Genomic DNA, 21,926 nt, shown 5'->3' with positions numbered 1-21,926 from the left:
ACACTTTCGTTCTGAACACATGGGAGATACACTGAGATTTGTGATCAACATCACAAATAGACTCTGCAAACGTTTTCGAATTCACAATTTAAGCGAATTTAAATCACAAAAATTAAACGTAGATTTGCTATTGACATCCAATTGTGAGGCAACCGTTTGCTCGGATTCATTTCTCAACTCAATTAAAGAAGATAGCACCAAACTTATCATTTTGGGCTCATTAGGACTGCCCTGATAACCACTTAATGGCATATCAGGAGCGTCTGTTTCTATTAACAAACTTTCCAAAGGCAAAGCCGCTATCGTCGCGCGTGTTTTCTTTGCTCTTTCGTAGGTAATGACACCGCCTACGCCAATTTTTAAACCCAGTTTTACGAAGTCCATCGCTTGTTGCAGACTGCCACTAAAGCCATGTACAACTCCGCCATATTTCGGTTGAGTTTGCTTGAGCAATACCACAAGGTCTTGATGAGCCTTTCGACAATGGAGTAATACTGGCAACTTGCAGTGGTTGGCTAACGTTATCTGAGCTTCTAGAACCTGCTTTTGAAAGGCTTCACCTTCACGACCGTGATAAAAGTCGAGCCCGCACTCGCCAATCGCCACACATTTTTCTGGAACCTGTTCCTCAACCCGTTGAGCGAGTCGCTCGAGACTGCTTTTCGTAACGCCATCTAAAAACTGCGGATGAAAACCTAATGCATAATGGATCTGGTCGTAGTCTGTCGAGAGCTTTCTAATTCGATCCCAGTTCGCTTCATTGATCCCAGGGACAACAATTTTCTGCACACCAGCACTCTTGGCATCGAGAAGTACCTGTTGGAGCTCTTTTTTATCAGCAAGCAGATCGAGATGACAGTGACTATCTATCATCGCGGTTGGGCTCTTTTTTGTATGGAACGCAGCTGCGTTTGTTCTCTGGAGTGAGACCGAGAGAGGCACACCATTCGTCATACTTCTTTAGCCATTTCTTCATTAACTTCAACATGATGAATCCCAAAAAAAGGTGTAATCGATTGCAGTATTTAGCGCGTTGCGCCTCGCTATACAAAGGATAGCTGCAATAGTTAGAGTTTTATCACTAAGTTGTGACTTATACCTCAATGCTGCCATGCAAAGCGTTTTTTTTGCACAAGCAAACGATAAAATGACACGCATTGTTTGTAAACTGTTCGGTTTGCTTGTGGCTGGCCAGATCATGTTTTTACAAACGACTACTTTCTAGGCAAATTATTTTGGATACGCCTAGCCTATCGAATCGTCAATGATGCCCCATCATTCGACACTATAAGGGAATTGATCGTGAAAAAAACTATTCTAAAAATGTCTGCACTCGCAGTGGCAGTTACTTCATTTGGTGCATTCGCAGCAAAACCAGCAGTGGTTTACGATACAGCCGGTAAATTCGACAAATCATTCAACGAAGCCGTGTTCCAAAATGGTGTAAAAGTCTTCAATGCAGATAAAGGCATTAAAGTACGTGAATTTGAACCACAGAATGAGGCACAGCGCGAACAAGGTCTGCGCCGTCTAGCGAGCCGTGGATTCACACCAATCGTTGCTGTTGGCTTCAACATGGCTTCAGCGGTAGAAAAGGTTGCCACTGAATTCCCAGACATTCAATTCACGATCATCGACATGGTGGTTGATAAACCAAACGTGCAATCTATTGTATTTAAAGAGCATGAAGGTTCATTCCTAGTCGGCGCACTTGCCGCTAAAGCATCGAAAACCGCGAAGGTTGGCTTCGTAGGTGGCATGGACATTCCGCTAATTCGTAAGTTTGAGTGTGGCTACCGCCAAGGTGCGAAATACGCAAACCCACAAATCGAAACCTTCCAAAACATGACTGGCTCTACACCAGCAGCGTTTGCTGATCCAGCAAAAGGCTCTGAGCTTGCGAAATCACAGTTCTCTAAAGGCGCGGACGTTATCTACGCAGCAGCAGGCGGCACAGGTATGGGTGTTTACCAAGCAGCGAAAGATGCGGGCAACTTCGCTATCGGTGTTGACTCAAACCAAAACCACCTACAACCAGGCACTATGCTGACGTCAATGGTTAAGAAAGTAGGCGTTGCCGCTTACAACACGTGGGAAGAAGCAGAGCAAGGTAACTGGGAAGCAGGCATCAAGGTGCTAGGTCTTAAAGAAGGTGCAGTTGAGTGGGCATACGATGACTACAACAAAGACCTTATCACACCAGAAATGAAAGAGTACCTAGATGGCCTCAAAGCTGACATCGTTTCAGGCAAGATCGCCGTTCACGACTACATGTCAGACAACACGTGTAACATCTAAACGCATTACACTCAGAATGAAAACCTAGATTATGTATATTTATCAGCAACCTAGGTTTAAACATAACAACGCCGCTGCCTAAAAACAGCGGCGTATAATTATAAGGCAGTATCTAGTGACACATGGACAATCTATTGCCATCGAACTCAAGCAGATCGATAAGCGATTTGGCGCGGTGCACGCCAACAAGTATATCGACCTGAAAGTTCCACAAGGCACGATTCACGGCATCATTGGTGAAAATGGTGCAGGCAAGTCCACTCTTATGAGTATTATTTACGGTTTTTACCACGCAGATGCAGGCGAGATGACCGTCAATGGCGAACGTTATAAGCCGGCGAACTCTCAAGAAGCGATCAAGGCAGGCATAGGCATGGTGCACCAACACTTTATGTTGGTGGAGACTTTTACCGTACTCGAGAACATTGTTCTCGGCGCTGAAGATGGATGGAAGCTACAAGAAAGCCTTGGCAAAGCGAAGAAGAAACTCAAAGCACTCGCCGAAGATTATGGCTTGGAAGTCCCTTTAGACGCCATAGTTGGCGAGCTTCCGGTAGGTCTTCAGCAGCGCGTGGAGATCTTAAAAGCGCTCTATCGCGGTGCGAAGATCTTGATCCTCGATGAGCCAACGGGCGTGCTGACACCTCAAGAAGCGGATCACCTATTTAAGATCCTCGACAAACTTCGTCAGCAAGGCACCACCATTATGATCATCACGCACAAACTGCGTGAAGTATTGGCGATCACCGATAACATCTCCGTTATGCGCCAAGGGGCGATGGTGGAACATGTAGTGACCGCTGACACCAATAAAGAGCAATTGGCTGAGCTGATGGTAGGACGCAAAGTTCGTCTTAAAGTCGATAAGTCAGAGGCCAATCCGAAGAAAGAGCTGATTAAAGTCGATAACTTACAGTACTTTGATGACGCAGGTGTCGAGCGCGTGAAAAGCGTGAGCTTTGGCGTGCGCCAAGGTGAAGTGGTCGGTATTGCCGGCGTATCTGGCAATGGGCAATCCGAGATCCTCGCGCTGCTATCCGGCATCATCCAGCCTTATTCGGGCAGCATTGACATCAACGGCAGCCACATCGATAAGCACACCTTGCTCGATCCGCAGCAGGTTCGCGCGATTGGCGTGGGTCATATTCCCGAGGATCGCCACAAGCAAGGGCTTATCAACAAGTTCGAAGCACAAGAAGCCTATATCCTTGGCTACCATCACCTACCGCAATACAACAAGGGTCTTCTGCAAGACAAGCAGGCCATAAAAGAGAGCTGTCAGGCCAGCATGGATAAGTGGGATGTGCGCCCCAACGACACTACCTTAAAAACCGCTAATTTCTCCGGTGGTAACCAGCAAAAACTGGTAATTGCCCGTGAAATGGAACAAAACCCGGATGTGCTTTTAGTCGGACAGCCGACTCGTGGGGTTGATATCGGTGCCATTGAGTACATCCACCAGCAGATCATCGCAGCGCGTGATGCCAATAAAGCCGTGCTTTTAGTCTCGGTAGAGCTTGATGAAATTCTGAGCCTCTCTGATCGCATTCTTGTCGTGTTCGATGGCGCGATTGTCGGCGAAGTGTCAATCAAAGATGCCGATGAGAAAACCTTAGGTCTGATGATGGCAAACATCATGCCTGACCACCTTAAATCGGCAGCGGCCAATCAGCCACAAGGAGAAAGTGCATGAGCCAAGCAAAAGTTCCAGCTTGGGTAACCGTGGCTCTGCTACCAGCGATTAACGTGCTGGTGGCATTCCTAGTGTCTGCCCTGCTGTTTATGTATATCGACATCAATCCGATTGATGCTGCAAAAGTGATGTGGACGGGTGCCTTTGGTTACGCCGAAGGCTTTGGCTACACCATGTATTACGCCACAGGCTTTATCTTTACCGGACTTGCTGTCGCCGTCGCGTTTCACGCGGGTCTGTTTAACATCGGTGGCGAAGGTCAGGCCTACATTGGCGGCCTCGGTGTGGGGCTTATCTGTCTCACCTTAGGCGAATATGCGCCTTGGTACTTTGTGTTTCCGGTAGCAATTGTTGTCGGCGGCCTATTTGGCGCAGCGTGGGCATTTATCCCAGCTTACCTACAAGCCAAGCGCGGCTCACACATTGTTATCACCACCATCATGTTTAACTTTATCGCCTCTTCTTTGATGGCGTACTTGTTGGTCGATATCCTCAAGCCAGAAACCACCATGGCAACAGAAAGCCGGGTCTTTGCGGCTTCAAGTTGGCTACCAAAGATGCATGAGATCCTCGCGGTCGTTGGGATTGAAATGGCACCAAGCCCAATGAACCTCAGCTTTATCTTTGCTCTTTTGTGCTGTGTGTTTGTGTGGCTACTGATGTGGCACTCACGCTGGGGCTACGAGATCCGCTCTGTGGGCTCTAACCCTTCAGCAGCCAACTACGCAGGCATCAAGTATGTGAAGATCATCATCTTGACCATGCTTATCTCGGGCATGCTGGCGGGCTTCTTTGGTCTGAACGTACTTCAAGGTGAGCTGCACCAGATCAAGCTGAACTTCGTTGAAGGCTTTGGCTTTACTGGTATCGCCGTTGCACTGATGGGTCGTAACCACCCAGTGGGTGTATTACTGGCAAGCTTATTATTCGGTTTCCTATACCAAGGCGGCGCGGAGCTGAGCTTTGAGTATGGTGTTGACCGAAACATCGTTGTGGTACTGCAAGGCTTGGTGATTCTATTCTCTGGCGCTCTTGAGCACATGTTCCGCCCTTCTCTAGAGAGAACCTACCTCAAACTGTTCGGCAAGAAACAAACTGAGCAACAAGCAGAGAAAGGAGTCGCTTGATTATGTTTGAAACGATTATTCTCATGCTTGATGCCACGCTACGTGTGGCAACCCCGCTTATCCTTGCCTCGCTTGCCGGTATGTTTTGTGAACGCTCGGGTATCGTTAATATTGCCCTAGAAGGCAAGCTTCTGGCAGCTGCATTTGCGGGTGCTGCGACAGCACATGTCACCGGCTCCGCTTGGCTCGGTCTATTTGCAGGTGTTGGCGTGTCGGTATTACTTGCCCTACTCCACGGTTTTGCCTCGATCACCCACCGCGGCGATCAGGTGGTCAGTGGTATGGCAATCAATATCCTCGCGGCAGGCCTCACCATTACGCTTGGTCGTCACTGGTTCCAACAAGGCGGTCAAACACCAGCACTATCGGGCGATGCGCGATTTGCGCCTATCACCTTCCCGGGCGCTGATGCGGTAGCGGATGTGCCTGTGCTTGGTCTGCTTTATTCAGAGCTTATCAGTGGCCACTCGATTCTGGTGTACATGGTAGTCTTCATCGTCCCAGCCTGTTGGTACCTACTGTTTAAGACGCGCTTTGGACTTCGTCTGCGCGCTGTGGGTGAATCGCCATCAGCCGTAGATACCGCAGGCATCTCAGTGGTTCGTATGCGTTATGCTGCGGTCGCTATTTGTGGCGTGTTAGTTGGTATCGGCGGCGTTTACTTGTCGGTGGCACAAACGGCGCAGTTCATTCCTAACATGAGTGCAGGTAAGGGCTATATGGCTCTGGCAGCGCTTATCTTTGGTAAGTGGCGTCCGTTTACAGCAATGGGTGCATGTTTGCTGTTTGGCTTCTTGGATGCATTGGCGATTCGTATGCAGGGTGTATCGATTGGCGACTTCCCAATTCCTGTTCAGGCGATTGAGGCGATTCCGTATGTGTTGACGGTGTTCTTGTTGGCCGGGTTTATTGGTAAGGCGGTGGCGCCTAAGGCGATTGGGGTGCCCTATACTAAGGAGCGAGAGTAGAAAACGCTTCGCGTTTTTACCCCTCCTAGCCTCCCCTTATTAAGGGGAGGAACTACTGGCTCGCTACGCATCGCCTTACAAAAAAACGGCGATGCGACGATAGGAGCTAGCCTGTAGTTCTCCCCCTTTATAAGGGGGAGTTAGAGCTGTCTTTCATACACAAATAGCGCAAGTTAATCCTTGCGCTATTTTATTAAACTTATTGATTTAACTGCGATCTAAACGATATCTAAAACAACACGGATATCGACATGTTCATCACAGATACTGCAAAATGGGCCAAAGCCACTTTTAATGATGCTCAGCTTGGTGACCCACGACGTACCCGTCGACTTGTTTCTCTTGCGAGCTCAATAGCCAGCCATATAGGTAAATCTGTGTTGCAATCTCTCTCCAATCCAGCCGATATTGAAGCCGCTTATCGGTTCATTCGAAACGAAGATATCAAAGCAGACGACATTGCAGAAGCGGGGTTCTCTGCAACTGCTGAGTCTGCGAAAGGCTTAGGGGCATTGCTTGCCCTTGAAGACACAACCTCGTTAAGCTTTACCCACAAAACTGTATCCAAAGAGCTAGGGCACACGACTCGTTACGAGAAATCGAAAGGTTTTCAAGCTCACTCAGTGTTGCTTTTTTCTCCTAAGCAACACCATGTTGTGGGTTTGATTGAACAGTACCGCTGGACCCGAAATATAGCTGAGAAAGGAAAAAGTGAAACGCAGCCCAAGCGTCCATATAAAGAGAAAGAAAGCTATAAATGGGAACAAGCCTCTCGCAAAGTAGCAGAACGACTGGGCGATACAATGGAGCACGTCATTTCTGTATGTGATAGAGAAGCAGATCTGTATGAGTACCTGACGTATAAAACAGAAAATAATCAGAGATTTATTGTTCGCTCCATGCAGGCTCGTTGTATAGAGGAGTCAGACGATAAACTCTACTCTTTCGGTTCTTCGCTTAAAAGTGCAGGTGAGCGAACGGTTCCAGTGATGCAGAGAGGTGGGCGAAAAGCACGAGAAGCGATATGTGATATTCGCTACGCACCTGTGACGCTCAAAGTTCCATCGACCAAGAAGGGAGAGCCGGTTCAACTTAATTACGTAAGTTGCATTGAACAAGGTAATAGCAAGGGGTTGTGCTGGCATATTCTGACTTCTGAACCTGTGAGAACCAAAAAACAAGCCATCACCATCCTAGAATATTACGAGCGACGCTGGTTAATTGAAGACTTCCATAAGTCGTGGAAGACAGGAGGAACTCAAGTTGAAAACCTACGTATGCAAAGCAGAGCCAATCTAGAGAAAATGATTGTTTTACTTAGCTTTATAGCATGCCGAATTCAGCAACTTCGATACTTGGGTTTAGAAAAAGATAGAGCTAAGAAAGTGAGTTGCGAACAGATACTAAGCCCCAAGGCTTGGAAATTACTTTGGTTAAAAAGAGAGAAAAAACGTCTCCCAAAGAAGCCACCACACTTACACTGGGCATACCTCAATCTGGGGAAACTGGCCAACTGGCATGACACTAAGCGAACTGGCCGAGTTGGATGGGAACGACTCTGGGAAGGTTGGTTTAGACTGCAAGATATTGTTGAGGGGTATGATCTAGCAAAGTCTCTTGATCCAGACTTGTGATCAAGAGACAGGAGTTAGAGGGGGTAGGCTCTTCAATAACCCTACCAAAAACAAAAAAAGCCGCTCTCCCGAGCGGCTTTCCCATTCAATCAACCAGCATTAGTGCTCACGCGTCGCACGGAACTTAATATCTGGGAAACGTTCTTGCGCTAGGTTTAGGTTCACCATAGTCGGTGCAACGTAGCTTAGGTTGTCGCCACCATCCAACGCTAGGTTGGTTTGGTTCTTGCGCTTGAACTCTTCGAGCTTCTTATCGTCGTCACACTCAATCCAGCGTGCTGTTGCAACGTTAACGCTCTCGTAGATCGCTTCAACGTTGTACTCAGACTTCAGACGCGCAACAACCACGTCAAACTGGAGTACACCAACCGCACCAACGATCAGATCGTTGTTTTGCAGTGGACGGAATACCTGTACAGCACCCTCTTCAGATAGCTGAACCAGACCTTTCAGTAGCTGCTTCTGCTTCAATGGATCTTTTAGACGGATGCGACGGAACAGTTCTGGTGCGAAGTTTGGAATACCAGAGAACTTCAGTGATTCACCTTGAGTGAAGGTGTCACCAATCTGGATAGTACCGTGGTTGTGAAGACCGATGATATCACCTGCGTACGCATTTTCAGCGCGCGCACGGTCACCCGCCATAAAGGTTACTGCGTCAGAGATGCTGACGTTTTTACCAGTACGAACGTGGTTCATCTTCATACCTTGCTTGTAGGTACCCGATACGATACGCATGAAGGCAATACGGTCTCGGTGTTTAGGGTCCATGTTTGCTTGGATCTTGAACACGAAACCAGAGAACTTGTCTTCTGTTGCTTCAACGTCACGCTCGTTCGCTTGACGTGTTTGCGGTGCTGGTGCCCATTTTGTTAGACCATCTAGCATATGGTCAACACCGAAGTTACCAAGTGCGGTACCGAAGTAAACTGGCGTCAGTTCACCTTTTAGGAATGACTCAAGTTCAAACTCAGGGCATGCGCCCATCACTAGCTCAAGCTCTTCACGCACGCTTTCCGCAAGATCAGCGCCGACAGCTTCATCAAGATCTGGGTTATCAAGACCTTTGATGATGCGTACTTCTTGGATTTCATGACCGTGGCCAGATTCATAAAGAATCGTTTCGTCACGGTGGATGTGATACACGCCCTTAAACTCTTTACCACAACCAATTGGCCAAGAGATTGGCGCACACATCATGCCCAATTCGCTCTCTACTTCATCCAATACTTCCATTGGGTCACGAACGTCACGGTCAAGTTTGTTCATGAAGGTAACGATAGGCGTATCGCGAAGACGGGTAACTTCCATCAGTTTACGAGTACGATCCTCGACACCTTTAGCAGCATCGATAACCATCAAGCAAGAGTCAACCGCCGTCAGTGTACGATAGGTATCTTCCGAGAAGTCTTCGTGTCCTGGGGTATCAAGAAGGTTAACCAAGCAGTCGTTGTATGGGAACTGCATCACGGAGGTTGTTACCGAGATACCACGCTCTTTTTCCATTTCCATCCAGTCCGATTTCGCGTGCTGTGCACTGCCACGGCCTTTTACTGTGCCTGCTTTCTGAATCGCGTTTCCGAATAACAGTACTTTTTCAGTAATGGTGGTTTTACCCGCATCCGGGTGAGAGATGATCGCAAAAGTTCTGCGCTTAGAAACTTCTTGCTGAAATTGAGGATTTGACATGAATCTCGATCTTCTTGGTTTGTAGAATAGCGTTTGAGAGTATTGGCTCAACCACTACTCGAAGGCGTCGAAAAAATAATGGGCGCTATTTTCACCGATCTGGCTTCGATTCTCAATCACTAGTTTCCCCAAGCCAATAACTCACGTCTCACACGCTCAGTAACTTACTTCCTCCCTTGAAGTAACAACGGGTTACACACTGCTCAACGCAAATCGCCTCCCATATACTTTTTGCCGTAAACCAAGTTTCGATAAATAAGAGCATTTTCCTGTGCTTTTACCTATCGCAATTTCATTTCGTTTTGACCTTAGGGTCTTTAATTTGGGGAACACTCCATGAAAACTTTTAAACCTTGGTACATCGCACAGATGTCAAACGGTGTGGTTCAGTGGGCGGGCATTGCCCTGATGCTGACACCGCTAATTATCGAACGCACAGGCAGCGGCTCTCTTATGGGTAGCGTGATGTCTCTGATTGGCCTGTTTGGTATCAGTGCACCGCTCATTGGTTGGCTCGCCGATAAATATGGCATCCACCGCCAGATGCAAAAAGTGGCGCTGTTCTCACACCTACTTTCGCTGATACTGCTCTACTTTGCACAAACTGAAACCTGCACCTACCTGCTAGTCGGTCTGACCATCGGTATTGGTACCGTCTCTCAGTTGGTACTGAACCCAACGTTTGTTCTAAATTCTCTGCCAGAGAACGAGCAAGCGCGTGGGCTAAGTCGCCTGTTTCAGTTCCAGTTTTTGGGCGTGGTGATTGCAGGTTCGCTCCTCGGCGTGGTGAGCCTATTAGGTTGGACTAGTGAACAAAAACTGCTGATGCTGATGGCATTGGTCTGTGTTTCTATTGTTACTGTCTTTATTGCACCGCCACCAAAAGTACAAGTGCCTGAGGCTGAACAGCAAAGCGACGATGAATCACTGACGAAGAAAAGCAACAAGCGCACCGCCATCGCATTTGTGATGTTCTTGGCAACCGTGTTCATTTCCATGTTTACCGCCAGTAACTTAATGGAAACTGGGCCTATCATCATCAAAGAGGTGTTTAACGTCGACCTTGGACACTCTGCGTTTGGTCTCGCTGGCTCCGCGGTATTAACCATGGCACTCCTTGAGCCAGCTGGTCGCCTCGCAGAGAAAAGCAGCCCTTATATCATCTGGATGGTGTCATTGGCTTGCTATGCAGTAACCTCTATTGGTCTGTGGTTAGCAATAGGCACCAATATTCCAAGCCTTGTTCCTATCTTGTTGATAGTACTACTCATGCAAGCGATCTCTTGGTTTGATATGGTCATTCCAGCGATCGCAGAAGAGCTCAGCCCAAGCTCTCCAGCTTTGACCCAGGGCATTTTGATGTTTGCGATGGCGATTGGCTTCGGAGTAGGTACTTACATTGCAGGTCAGCTCATCGACGCTGGAGGTTTTGTTTCGGTTGTGGATTATTGTGCGGCAAGTATCGTTGTGACCTTGATGTTAGCATTCGCTACTCTGTTGTTTAAACGTAAGTAATTACTCACATTAACGAACAAAGGCTGGATGACTCCAGCCTTTGTTTTATTCAATCACAGCTGCCACGCATGCCCGACAGTAATGTAATACGCCCACTCCTCTGGACCTTTCGCAGCATCCACACCTACCCGCATATTAAGCTGTCTTGCTACAAGGTATCGGAAGCCGCCACCGACGACACTTTGATACTCTGCATCGGAGAAGCTTTGTCCATCTTCAATGGCTTTACCGGTTCCAGTAAATCCGATGATTGACCAGCGAGGTGTGATGTCATAGCGCGCTTCGAGCTCAGCCAATGCCATATCCTGTCCTTGGTAGCGCATGGCCGCAATGCCGCGCATATTAATAAAAGGTCTGGCGTAGTAAGGCGCATCGTCAGTAACCGTTTGGTAATCCCCTCTGACGCCAATAATGAGATCATCTCGAACAGGTGCGAAGTAGTTCACTTGTGCACGAGCTTTTGTATAGTCGACATCGCCACCAAATGCCGTATTATGAAAATCAGCACTTAATTTAGCTTTTAGCCCATCGTTCGGTGTAAAGATGGTATCCCGGCTGTCATAGGTAACCTTGAGCTCGACAGCAGCGTCCTCTAAATCAAAATCGAGAGGGGGAATTCCGGGAATGACATTACCGATATCAAACGTGCTTTTCGAGGAGAGAATCGAGTACTTAGCACCAACAAACCAATCGCTGCCCGCGACTCGGTAGTCAATGTCCTGCATGAAATAGAGACCATCGATATTGAAATCAAACGGGGTATCGACAACGTAGTATTTGAGGTTAAACGAGCCGTAAAACAAACCACCTTGGTAGCGCCAAGTGTCCTCTTGCCATGAACCAAAATGGAATGCGCCGGTTAGCCAAGAGCCATTCTCGGTTGCCGCCGCTGCTACTGCCGTGACACTTGGCGGCAAACCTACCACTTCGTCGGGGTTCTCTTCTCTAAGCTGTTTGCGCTTCTCAGATTCATGGAAAAACAGTAGCGCTGCACCACCACCAGCGCCAACGGCTGGGTCAGTAATAATGATGGGCACCGGCATAAAACCCACGGCGTTATCCAGTACCCATTTACTCGCATCAAACATTCCATCTTTGGGATCAATAAATTGCCCCATAGCCCCGACATTTGACGAGACACACAAGGCTGAAATCACTGCCAGAATTATCCTATTATTCGTCTTTTCCATGACCTCTCCCACGCGTAAAAACACACAGCATTAGCGGATATCAATCGTTACATAATAATCACGTTTAGATAACAAAAGCCACTGAGTTAGCGGCACTTCTTAGTAAAAATGTCAGCCTGTTGGCTCGCTGTAAGCATTCGGCTCGTCTATAGTTACTAATGATAAGTCTATGGTTTAGATTATTATTTTAACGGCGTGCATACTTTTATATTGGTATGAGTAGCGAGTGATATCTAGTTTTTAATCAAGAAGTGAACTCGTTACTATTTTTCAATGTCCTAAAGTGGCAGAATACGCAGATCCTACAAAGAGAGAGTTACCAACGGTGTCAGAACAAGCTCCATTAGATATTCGAATCGAAGAAAATCAAGCCCGTGTGAAAGATCAACTCAATCGCATTCTTTCCAGCAAAGCATTCGACCAAAGCCCTAAGATGAAGCAGCTCCTCTCTTTCGTTGTAGAGCAAACTTTGGCGGGCAATGGAGATCGCTTAAAGCAATTTACAATTGCTACCGAAGTCTTTGATCGTGATGCTGATTTTGATCATCAAGCAGACCCAATTGTTCGAATTCAAGCGGGTCGCGTCCGACGCACTCTCGAAACGTATTATTTAACGGAAGGGGTTAATGACCCATTGGTACTGTCGATCCCTAAAGGTCGCTACAGCCCTCTCTTTACCCCTCAGGTTCCACAGGCCGCTCGTCAATCAACAACTCTGGCGCAAATGGTTGGCGAGACCAATAAATCGCTTAATCCAACCATTACTGTACTGCCATTTTTGTCTCTATCAGATGATGCTGAAAAACGCTTCTTTGCAGAAGGCTTTGGTGAAGAGCTCGCCACTGAGCTTGCTCGCTTTGACATGCTAAAAGTTGTCTCGATGCATGCCCTTGGTGATACCAATATTGACCCTCGCACGTCCGCAGATGTTAAAGGGCTTGGTGAGAAGCTCAATGTATCGTTTATTACATCAGGTACTATGCAGGCCCTTGGCAACAAAGTGCGCATCTATGCCAAGTTGTATCGCACCGACAGCGGTGAGCAAGTTTGGGCTGAAAAGTACACCTGTGACCTAGCCACTGAAGACCTCTTCTCTGTTCAAGACGACATCATCGCCGAGATTGTTGCTGAGCTTGCGTCTAGCTTTGGAATTATCCATCGTGAAATCTATGCAAGCTGCAATCAGAAGAAGATTGAGCACTTATCGACTTATGAAGCCACCTTGCGCTATCGTCACTACCTAATGACGCTGACAGAAGATACCCACCTTCAAGCCATGCAAGCATTGCTTAGCGCGGTTCAGAACGAGCCTGATGTGGCGCTGCTTCACTCTATGCTCGCGGTTCTGTACTTTGATGCCGAGATGCTCGGTATGGGACAGGTCGACAACGCTGTTGAAACTGGTCTGAACCACGCTCGTCGCGCGGTAGAGCTAGAGCCAAGCAACCAAGAAGCACAAATGGCAATGCTGATGGCGCATCAGTTGAAAGACGACGTTAACGGCATTATAGAGACCGTCGACAAGGTATTGGATATCAACCCGAATGCCGCTTATCAGATTGGTTTGTGTGGCTGGGCATTGTGCATGGCAGGCGAATTCGAACGAGGCCTAGAGCTGATTCGCAGCTCTAAAGAGTTGAACCCGTTCCGTCCACCTTGGTTCTCGATTGCCTCTGTGGTGTTTAAGATCATGCAAGATGACTTTGACGGTGCTGAGAAGTCGGTCAGCAAGCTATCGCTACGTCGTCTATTTTGGATCCCGATGCTCAAAGCGGTCATCCAAGTCTACAAGGGTGAGTTTAAACAAGCTCAAGCAAGCTACAAAGAAATGCTACAAATCCGCCCTGACTTCGAGGGTAGTGAAGAGCGATATTTGGGTGCCTTTATCTCAAGCCCAGCCATTAAAAACAAGCTACTTGAAGCCCTAGAGCGTTTATAAAAAGTTAGAATCGAAAAGAGAGCCGATTGGCTCTCTTTTCTTATAGTTTGATGGCTGTGAATTCCGAATTAGTCGTACAAAGCGTCGTCGTAGATCTCTTCAGCTAAGTACTCATCTTCAATTTCTTCTTCGACGATCTCTTCGGCGATGTACTCTTCTTCAATATACTCTTCCGCCAGATATTCCTCTGCAATGATCTCGTCTTCAACGATCACATCCGTTGCCACTTCACAAGCACCCTCATAGTAAGCACCATCAATAGCACCACCGACCGCGCCAGCACCGCCGCCAATCACAGCACCAGTTTTCGCACCATCACTGCCATCAACAATACCACCAACAATCGCACCGGTAATCGCACCATCAACGGCACCGACAACAGCGCCTTCCGCTTCTTGATCGCAATAATAAGCAAAAGTACTTGAGCTGAGCATCAATAGGCATGCTCCTAAAAGTAAACGGGTTTTATTCATAAATAAGCTCCAAATTATTGTGCTAGTTGGTTCTTGTGCAAGTTGATCTCTGTGCGAGCTAATCACTGTGCGAGCTGATTGTAGGCATCAATACTCATGCCGGCGCTGAAACCGCCGTCAACACCAATTGATTGGCCATTCACAAAGCTACTGTCTTCCGATGCTAAGAAATGCACCACCGCGGCGACTTCTTCTGGCTGCGCGATACGACCAAGTGGGACAGCGCGCTTTTCCATACGAAGTTGTGGCTCGCCACCGGACGTGTGCGCACGCGGGGTATCGACAGAGGTAGGACATACGGCGTTGACCCGTATTTGCTTGGTACCAAGTTCAAGTGCTGCAGTCTGAGTAATACCCAAAACCGCCCACTTTGAGCTAGCAAGCGCCCCAAGGTATGGCACGCCCTGTGTACCGGCAACTGATGCAATATTGATAATACTGCTGCCTTTTGGCATGTAAGGTACAGCGTGTTTGATCGTCAAAGCCGTTCCTAGCGCATTCACTTCAAAGTTGGCGTTGTACTCCGATTTCTTCGACTCCATGATGGTGCTGTAGCCATTGGTCGAGCCAGCACAGTTCACCAACACATCAATCTGGCCATAGCGCTCGAACGCAATCGCCATAAGCTCGCTTAGCGAGAACTCATCGGTCACATCGGCATAGACATAGTGCGCCTCCAACGTCTGCAACGCAGGCTCGTTCGCATTGACACCGGCAATCACCAGTTTTGCGCCTGCATTGATTAAACGCTTGGCAATCGCTTCTCCGATACCTGACGTTCCTCCAATCAATACAACGACTTTATCGGTAAGCTGAAATGGCATAGACATTATGCGTCCTCATGGATTTAACTCGTTTAGAATTTCACTGTGATGCAGTGTAACGACTCTGCGACTTGGGATGGAGTTAGTAACTGGAAACGATCCAGTAACAAGGGAACGAAAAAGTAGGAATAAAGTAGAGACTAAGGCATCCTTGCCTTAGAGTTGAGAGGAACTGTTTACGCTAATTGGTTAGAAGAACCAAGTAGCACCAATACGCACTTCACGATTGCCATCTAGATGCTTCATGCGTGACTCTGTACCTGCTTTGAAGAAGTGTTCTGAGTATGTGACGTTACCCCAAACGCTGCCATCGGAAGTCAGTGGTACACCACCTTCGAAGTTAAGTTCAAGTGACTGCTCGTTTTTACCAAACGCGTTGTTGTAGTTCGCGTACTGTGGGTTCACGGTGACATAGTGACCTTGCTCAGACAGATAGAATGAGTTGAACCAGTTTGCCTGCCAGCCGTTTTCAGAACGACCGTTGTCGTATTCGTTACGCATCACGGCGATATTCGGGTAAGAGACCCAGTTTTCAAACGGAGTAATCACTTTGGCAACTGCACCTACCGCGGCGGTTTGCTCTACGCCACTTTGCTTTGCTACCCAGTTTGAACCATAACTAATGTAATCAAGCGAGAAGCCAATTTCAGGAAGCACCTCAGAGCCCGTCGCATGCACTTGGAAGTAACGTGCGCGGATACGAGACAGGCCAAAGTCTTTCGACTTACCTTCTTGTCCGTCAAGGTTGGTTTGGAAGTCGGTCTCAAACTGACCTAGGTAGCCAATGTCTTCATTATAAGAGCCAGCCATGTTCAATTGCAGGCGAGTTAGGCCGTCTTTGCCTTTCGCGCCAGAATCAACTTTTAAGTAGGTTTGAGGACGAGTCACGTCAGCAGGGTCATTGGTTTGCTCTTCCGATGCCTGAGCATTGACTGTCAATGCGGCTAGGATCGCTGCAGAAAGAGTTGAAATGTGCTTCATGTTTTTAATCCCATGATTATCAATAATTGCGGGCAGTATGAAGCACTGGCGAGTTATTCGAAGTAACTCTGGGTAATGTAACCTATCTATAAATCTGACGGTTTAGTCGGCGTTCTAACTAAGTTTTAGGCACGATAGAGCGGAAATATAGAGTTGAGGCGCAGCGGCAATTCTCTGTCACATTGCTGAAAACAAAAAGTGATAGCACATGATAACCGCGTCTTCACGACCATCTTCGGTTGGGTAGTAATCACGGCGTCGGTCGACCTCATTGAAGCCCTCCGCCAAATAGAGCGACACAGCGGGCACATTACTCTCCCTTACCTCTAGCCATGCACTCTCCGCTTGGGAAGTCTCACAGTAGGCTAAAAAGTGCTGGACCAATTGACGACCATAACCTTTGCCTTGATGAAGTGGTGACACCGCAATGTTTAACAGCGACACTTCGCCGACAATATTCTGAGCGTAGAAATAGCCAACCGGCTGTTCGTCCACCAGCATAACGACGTTGTGTGCGCCTCGACCGTTTAGGTCATGGAGCATGGAGGTTTTCCAAGGGTGGCTATGCGCTTGACTCTCGATGTTTACAATGGCGTCGAGATGGGATGTTTGTATCTCAGTAAAGGTGATATCAGTTGTAGGCACGAATTTGATTCCAAAGCTGTCGTTTTTGACTGTCGTCACCCTCGATTTCTGCCAAATAAGACGATTGAAGAAACTTAGGTTTTGATGGTATGTCGCGCAGTAGCATCCAATGCTCAAAACGGTCAGCAGCATGTTCATCGCCTGCGAACCACATCCAAGTCGGGACAGATTGCGCGTCGAGTTGACCCAGCTGTTCTGGTGTGATGTGCAAGACACTATCAAGCTCTAACTTCATCGCCTTTAAGATTTTTTCAAAGAATGAGACGAGCTCTCCCTCCGGCTTCACAGCTGATACAAACAGCAGCTGGCAAGATGGAGCGAGTGAAAATGTGGCTTGAGCACTGTTTGGCATTCTCTCTGGGTGAGCTAGCTCCCAAGTTTGAATACCCATCAGCTGTAGCGTGGTGCTGTTATGCATAGGACTGCCTGCTCATCAGGTTCGACCAAAATCCGAGTATGTTGGGCGAAGTGTAACAGAGGCGAATTGGATCACCAACACACGAGTAAGTAGGATCTTACTCGTGTGAAAAATGAATTAAAGCTCTAGAAACTCTGGGCTGTACTCAATCACACCCGATTTACCAGAAAGAAGAGTCTGAATCGAGTCTGCCGTCAATGATTTTACCTGGAATGCACCTTCTGGTACTTCCCATTGACAGCTCAATCCCTCTTCGCCTGCGGAGCTGAAGCCAAACTTTGAATAGTAATTCGGATCGCCAAGCACCACACACGCTGGATAGCCAAAGTCTGGTAGAGTCTCGAACGCTTCTTTTACCAAAGCCTTTGCAATACCTTGGCCTTGGTGCGATTGAGCCACAGCAAGTGGAGCTAAACCCTGCCAAGCATAGTCTTCGCCATTGAGTGTTACTGGTGAGAACAGCACGTGGCCGATCACTTCCCCTTCGTCACTGCATGCCACAAGCGACAGCGTCAAGCGACTGTTCTCGCGAAGTGCCATCACCAAGTTTGCTTCCGCCTCTGTATCAAACACTGACTTAAGTAGGCGGTCGATGGCAAGAATGTCAGCGGGTGCTTCAGTTCGAATAAGCATTAGGTACCTCACTTGCGCCTTGAGCTGGCTGCAATCCTTTATGAACGAACTCTGCAAGATGCATCAATGCTGACAACATTGGTTTTGGAAGCGCGTCAAGATCAACACTATCCATTAAGTTCTTTACTTCTAAGCCTAGTTCGGTATCACCCTCAATGCTTAGACGGCGTTGGAAAAACAGCGTATCAGGATCTTCCTTACGCCCCGCGATTAGGACTAAGTCATTCAGATTACCGCTAAAACTGACGTCTTCTTGCTCAACAGATTCGGAAACGACGAGCGTCTCATCGTTGTAGGAAATATACCAACTGAGGTTTAGATCACGAATATGAACTTTCAACCACTTCTGTTCTAAAAGCTCGAAGTCACCGTCCTCAAGTGCTTCTTTAAAAACGGTTTTTAGCCCTTCAAGCAGCGCTTTATTCTGAATTTTGGTTGGCAGAAAATGGACTGGAGATCGCAAAATTTGTGCTGCGTTTTTAACTAGTTGACTTCGAATCTTGTCTAACACGCGGTTTTTCCGTTAGTTTGTACTTGAGAAACGACATAATACGGTATTCGTACAAAAAAAATCCTGTTGTGCGTCAAATATTTTTTGCTTTTGTCTTAACCCTTTTCTAACGGATAAATCACAGTTATAGTGTGTGGGTTACTGATATATAAGCGCTTCAGAAAACTGGTAGTACATTGATGTCATCCAAATTGTTAAAGGAATACTTTGCTAAGTTAACATCCAATAGCCCCTTCTTTTTTGCTATTTTGGATGACGAGCACCGTTACTGGATGGTCAATGATCGCTATTGCGATGTCGCGGGACTTACCCACAGTGACCTGGTTGGTATGAATGACCACGAGGTTTTAGGCGCTCGTTTCTACAATCACCTCAAACCATACTACGAGCGTGCCTTTCTTGGTGAATCCATTGAAGCCGAAGTCACTCTCGATGAATCAGATATCGAATCTAGTCTTCACTTCAGCGTCTCTCCTATTGAACTCAATGGCGTTATCGAATACATCGTCTTCCATGCCATCGATACGTCAGAAAAGCAGATCATCACTCGCTCCCTAGAGGAATCTGAAAGCAAATTTTTAAAGCTTGCTGAGTTAATTCCCGATGGTTTGTTACTGGTTGAAGATGGCTGCATTTTGTCGGCAAACCCGGCTTCAGCGCGCCTATTTGGTTACTCAAGTCAAAGCGACTTACTCGGAGAGTCACTGACACGACTCCTACGCAACGAAAACGACAATCAACGAGTACAACTCGACCTGAGTCAAGTCGATGCTAAAACACCGCTTACCTTCTCAACCAGTGATTATTGCGGCATTCAACGCAGACTCTCATTGCATGTCGATAGTGCCAATCTATTTGGTGCCAATGCGCACCTAATATTGGTCCAAGACCTTGATGAGAAACCGAGTCCTGTTGCAAAAAACAGCCATGAAGACGCGAATATCGACGCGCTCACCAAGCTGTATAACCGCCTCGGATTTACACGCTGTTTGGAGCACTTTATTGAGGAAGGCACCCCGTTTGTGATGCTTTACCTTGATATCGACAATTTTAAGAATATTAATGACTCATTGGGTCACCATATCGGCGACCGAGTGATTCAAGAGGTCTCAGCACGCCTCAAACGCTACTTGCCTCAGCATGCGGTTCTCGCTCACCTTGGTGGCGATGAGTTTGGCATCATTCTGCCAGAGCCTGATAGCAACATTGCCGCTGATGAGCTAGCAGAGAAAATCATTAGCCTAATTAACCAACCCTTCGACCTACACCATTTCAGCAAAAGACTCGCTTGCTCGATTGGTAGCGTCCAATCACCAAACGATGGCAATGATGCTCGCATCCTGCTGCAAAACGCCGATACCGCAATGTACGAAGCAAAGGCGCGTGGTCGTAACCGTTTGGTGAAGTTCAACGACCAAATGAACAAAGAAGCACGTATGCGCTTGTGGCTTGAGATCGAGCTCCAAAAAGCACTGCAACAAAATGGTCTTGAGGTATGGTATCAACCTAAGGTGAACGCGCGTGACTTCAGCATTAATGGCGCAGAAGCACTGGTGCGTTGGAAGCACCCTGTCGAAGGTTACATTAGTCCAGCGTCTTTCATCCCTGTCGCCGAGCAAGCGGGCCTGATCGAGAGTTTAGGCCGAGTAGTTATGCGTGATGTCTTCACCACTGTGAAACGCTGGAAACTTCAAGGCATCTTGCCAGGCCGCGTCGCGATCAACCTATCGCCTGAGCAATTTGGCAACCCTAAGCTTATTGACTACATGGAGCGCTTACTTCGCAGCACCGGACTCGATCCAAGCTGTATCACCTTTGAGCTGACAGAAAGTGCAGTAATGAGTAACAGTGAGCACACCTTGCAGATGCTCAACTCAATCAAGAAGCTTGGCTTTGCGCTCTCTATTGATGACTTTGGTACTGGGTACTCTTCGCTCTCTTACCTAGCGCACTTCCCTATCGATGAACTTAAGATAGACCGAGCGTTTATCATGGATATCGATACGCTGCCAAAACAGCTCACGGTGATCGAGAACATTATCAACCTTGGTAAATCACTGAATCTGTCTGTTGTTGCCGAAGGGGTCGAGACACGCCATCAAGCGACACTACTATCCAACTTAAATTGCAATTCGATTCAGGGTTTCCACTTCCATCGCCCACAACCAAAGCATGAAGTCGAAGCGCTATTTGCTCAAAACCGCCGACACAGAAACTAGCCAAAGAGACTGAGCGTTTATCCCCCAAATTAGCTTACCTCTTTGGTGTTAATTCGTTGCTTATTAAGCGAAACCTGCCTTATATCAAATTGACCTTTATCAAATCTTCATAAAATGCGCTCTACTGACAGATTTATGGTAATGAGCATATGGAACTCTTATGCCCAGCAGGCAACTTACCTGCGCTAAAGACTGCAATTGATTGCGGTGCCGATGCCGTTTATATCGGCTTTAAAGACGATACCAATGCCCGCCATTTTGCGGGGTTGAACTTCACGGGTAAAAAGCTTGAACGTGCCGCGCAGTATGTTCATGACCACAATAAAAAGCTGCATATCGCCCTAAATACCTTTGCTCACCCAAATGGCTTTGAGCGCTGGACGAATGCCGTTGATCAGGCGGCAGACCTTGGTGTCGATGCATTGATTGTGGCCGATATCGCCGTACTGGATTATGCTGCAAACAAGTACCCAGATCTTGAATTGCATCTCTCAGTACAAGCCTCTGCGACCAACGTAGCGGCCATCGATTTTTACCACAAGAACTTCAATGTGAAGCGCGTGGTTCTACCTCGCGTGCTGTCGATTCATCAGGTCAAACAGCTATCTCGAAACATGACGTCAGATGTTGAACTTGAAGTGTTTGCTTTCGGCAGCCTGTGCATCATGTCTGAAGGACGTTGCTATCTCTCCTCCTATTTGACAGGCGAATCTCCGAACACAGTTGGCGCTTGTTCTCCAGCAAAATATGTACGCTGGCAAGAGACCGAAAGCGGGTTAGAGTCACGTCTAAATGACATTTTGATCGACCGCTACGCACAAGGTGAAAACGCTGGCTACCCTACGCTTTGTAAGGGACGTTTTGAAGCGGAAGTTGACGGTGAACGCAAGCGCTACCACGCCCTTGAGGAGCCAACTAGCCTAAATACCCTATCTATGTTGCCTGAGCTGTTTGCAGCGAATGTCGCATCAGTGAAAATTGAAGGTCGCCAACGCAGTCCAGCCTACGTCGAGCAAGTGACTCGCACTTGGCGCGAAGCCATTGATATGTACCAACGCAACCCAGAGCAATACCAAGTAAAACCAAGCTGGGATAGTGCTCTAGCCAACGTTTCTGAAGGCACACAAACGACACTCGGTGCTTACCACCGTAAGTGGCAATAAGGAGCA

At 47.6% G+C, this 21,926-nt stretch carries 20 protein-coding genes; 9 read left to right on the top strand and 11 right to left on the bottom strand.

Translation table 11 applies throughout. From position 1 onward, the window contains the following. Positions 1-81: 81 nt before the first annotated feature. Together AC6I8U_RS03225 and AC6I8U_RS03220 are read right to left on the bottom strand one after the other, a co-directional pair. Positions 82-873 (bottom strand): TatD family hydrolase, encoded by a 792-nt coding sequence (locus tag AC6I8U_RS03225; protein ID WP_498017739.1) that lies wholly within the window; start codon positions 871-873, stop codon positions 82-84. Then, positions 863-988: a DUF5363 family protein gene (locus AC6I8U_RS03220; RefSeq protein WP_128648315.1), complete on the bottom strand. Its 126-nt coding sequence runs from the start codon at positions 986-988 to the stop codon at positions 863-865. Before AC6I8U_RS03220 ends, AC6I8U_RS03225 begins: the two co-directional genes overlap by 11 nt. 314 nt (positions 989-1,302) lie before the next feature. Between AC6I8U_RS03220 and AC6I8U_RS03215 the strand changes: the two genes are divergently transcribed. From AC6I8U_RS03215 to AC6I8U_RS03195, 5 genes are all read left to right on the top strand, one after another. After that, positions 1,303-2,298 carry a BMP family lipoprotein gene (locus AC6I8U_RS03215; RefSeq protein ID WP_197058735.1) on the top strand — a complete coding sequence of 332 codons (996 nt, stop codon included), beginning with the start codon at positions 1,303-1,305 and terminating at the stop codon, positions 2,296-2,298. A 115-nt stretch (positions 2,299-2,413) separates the two neighbouring features. Next, positions 2,414-3,991: an ABC transporter ATP-binding protein gene (locus AC6I8U_RS03210; protein WP_498017738.1), complete on the top strand. Its 1,578-nt coding sequence runs from the start codon at positions 2,414-2,416 to the stop codon at positions 3,989-3,991. Further along, entirely contained in the window at positions 3,988-5,118 is a 1,131-nt protein-coding gene (locus AC6I8U_RS03205) for an ABC transporter permease (RefSeq protein ID WP_498017737.1), read from the top strand. The genes AC6I8U_RS03210 and AC6I8U_RS03205 overlap by 4 nt, the downstream gene beginning before the upstream one ends. Positions 5,119-5,120: 2 nt before the next feature. After that, positions 5,121-6,086, top strand: a complete 966-nt coding sequence (locus tag AC6I8U_RS03200) for an ABC transporter permease (RefSeq protein WP_234495261.1) — start codon at positions 5,121-5,123, stop codon at positions 6,084-6,086. A 251-nt stretch (positions 6,087-6,337) separates the two neighbouring features. Further along, positions 6,338-7,720, top strand: coding sequence for an IS4 family transposase (locus AC6I8U_RS03195; protein WP_498017736.1), 1,383 nt, complete (start codon positions 6,338-6,340; stop codon positions 7,718-7,720). A gap of 99 nt (positions 7,721-7,819) precedes the next feature. Here AC6I8U_RS03195 and prfC read toward each other — a convergent pair whose 3' ends face one another. Further along, on the bottom strand, positions 7,820-9,409 hold the full coding sequence (gene prfC / locus AC6I8U_RS03190) for a peptide chain release factor 3 (protein WP_234495260.1): 1,590 nt from the start codon (positions 9,407-9,409) through the stop codon (positions 7,820-7,822). A 336-nt stretch (positions 9,410-9,745) separates the two neighbouring features. Here prfC and AC6I8U_RS03185 point away from each other — a divergent pair, with 336 nt between their 5' ends. Beyond that, on the top strand, positions 9,746-10,924 hold the full coding sequence (locus AC6I8U_RS03185) for an MFS transporter (RefSeq protein WP_498017735.1): 1,179 nt from the start codon (positions 9,746-9,748) through the stop codon (positions 10,922-10,924). A 53-nt stretch (positions 10,925-10,977) separates the two neighbouring features. Here the strand turns inward: AC6I8U_RS03185 and AC6I8U_RS03180 are convergent, their stop codons facing one another. Further along, complete coding sequence (locus tag AC6I8U_RS03180) at positions 10,978-12,114, bottom strand: BamA/TamA family outer membrane protein (RefSeq protein WP_498017734.1); 1,137 nt, start codon at positions 12,112-12,114, stop codon at positions 10,978-10,980. Between the two features lie 325 nt (positions 12,115-12,439). Here AC6I8U_RS03180 and AC6I8U_RS03175 point away from each other — a divergent pair, with 325 nt between their 5' ends. Further along, on the top strand, positions 12,440-14,053 hold the full coding sequence (locus AC6I8U_RS03175) for a transmembrane adenylate cyclase (RefSeq protein ID WP_498017733.1): 1,614 nt from the start codon (positions 12,440-12,442) through the stop codon (positions 14,051-14,053). Between the two features lie 68 nt (positions 14,054-14,121). On the opposite strand, the gene AC6I8U_RS03170 is transcribed toward AC6I8U_RS03175, so the two are convergent. The 7 genes from AC6I8U_RS03170 to ubiT all read right to left on the bottom strand — a co-directional run bounded on the left by AC6I8U_RS03170 (position 14,122) and on the right by ubiT (position 18,538). Further along, positions 14,122-14,526, bottom strand: a complete 405-nt coding sequence (locus AC6I8U_RS03170; protein WP_128648295.1) for a YMGG-like glycine zipper-containing protein — start codon at positions 14,524-14,526, stop codon at positions 14,122-14,124. 62 nt (positions 14,527-14,588) lie between these two features. Further along, entirely contained in the window at positions 14,589-15,356 is a 768-nt protein-coding gene (locus AC6I8U_RS03165) for an SDR family NAD(P)-dependent oxidoreductase (RefSeq protein WP_042473607.1), read from the bottom strand. Positions 15,357-15,539: 183 nt separating this feature from the next. Further along, positions 15,540-16,331 (bottom strand): hypothetical protein, encoded by a 792-nt coding sequence (locus AC6I8U_RS03160; RefSeq protein ID WP_446567814.1) that lies wholly within the window; start codon positions 16,329-16,331, stop codon positions 15,540-15,542. Between the two features lie 177 nt (positions 16,332-16,508). Further along, positions 16,509-16,976: a ribosomal protein S18-alanine N-acetyltransferase gene (gene rimI / locus AC6I8U_RS03155; RefSeq protein ID WP_498017732.1), complete on the bottom strand. Its 468-nt coding sequence runs from the start codon at positions 16,974-16,976 to the stop codon at positions 16,509-16,511. Beyond that, positions 16,963-17,394 (bottom strand): DNA polymerase III subunit psi, encoded by a 432-nt coding sequence (locus AC6I8U_RS03150; protein WP_498017731.1) that lies wholly within the window; start codon positions 17,392-17,394, stop codon positions 16,963-16,965. The genes rimI and AC6I8U_RS03150 overlap by 14 nt, the downstream gene beginning before the upstream one ends. A 117-nt stretch (positions 17,395-17,511) precedes the next feature. Further along, positions 17,512-18,027, bottom strand: coding sequence for a GNAT family N-acetyltransferase (locus AC6I8U_RS03145; protein WP_498017730.1), 516 nt, complete (start codon positions 18,025-18,027; stop codon positions 17,512-17,514). Beyond that, a complete protein-coding gene (ubiT, locus tag AC6I8U_RS03140; protein WP_498017729.1) occupies positions 18,011-18,538 on the bottom strand; it encodes a ubiquinone anaerobic biosynthesis accessory factor UbiT in 528 nt (175 codons plus the stop codon). Before ubiT ends, AC6I8U_RS03145 begins: the two co-directional genes overlap by 17 nt. Positions 18,539-18,717: 179 nt before the next feature. On the opposite strand from ubiT, the gene AC6I8U_RS03135 reads away from it, so the two are divergent. After that, positions 18,718-20,757: a putative bifunctional diguanylate cyclase/phosphodiesterase gene (locus AC6I8U_RS03135; protein ID WP_042473596.1), complete on the top strand. Its 2,040-nt coding sequence runs from the start codon at positions 18,718-18,720 to the stop codon at positions 20,755-20,757. Positions 20,758-20,906: 149 nt separating this feature from the next. Then, entirely contained in the window at positions 20,907-21,920 is a 1,014-nt protein-coding gene (gene ubiU / locus AC6I8U_RS03130) for a ubiquinone anaerobic biosynthesis protein UbiU (protein WP_252012356.1), read from the top strand. The last annotated feature ends 6 nt before the right edge of the window (positions 21,921-21,926 follow it).

It is taken from the genome of Vibrio sp. KUL80 (assembly GCF_059725495.1).
This window is presented reverse-complemented; position numbering and strand designations above follow the sequence as displayed.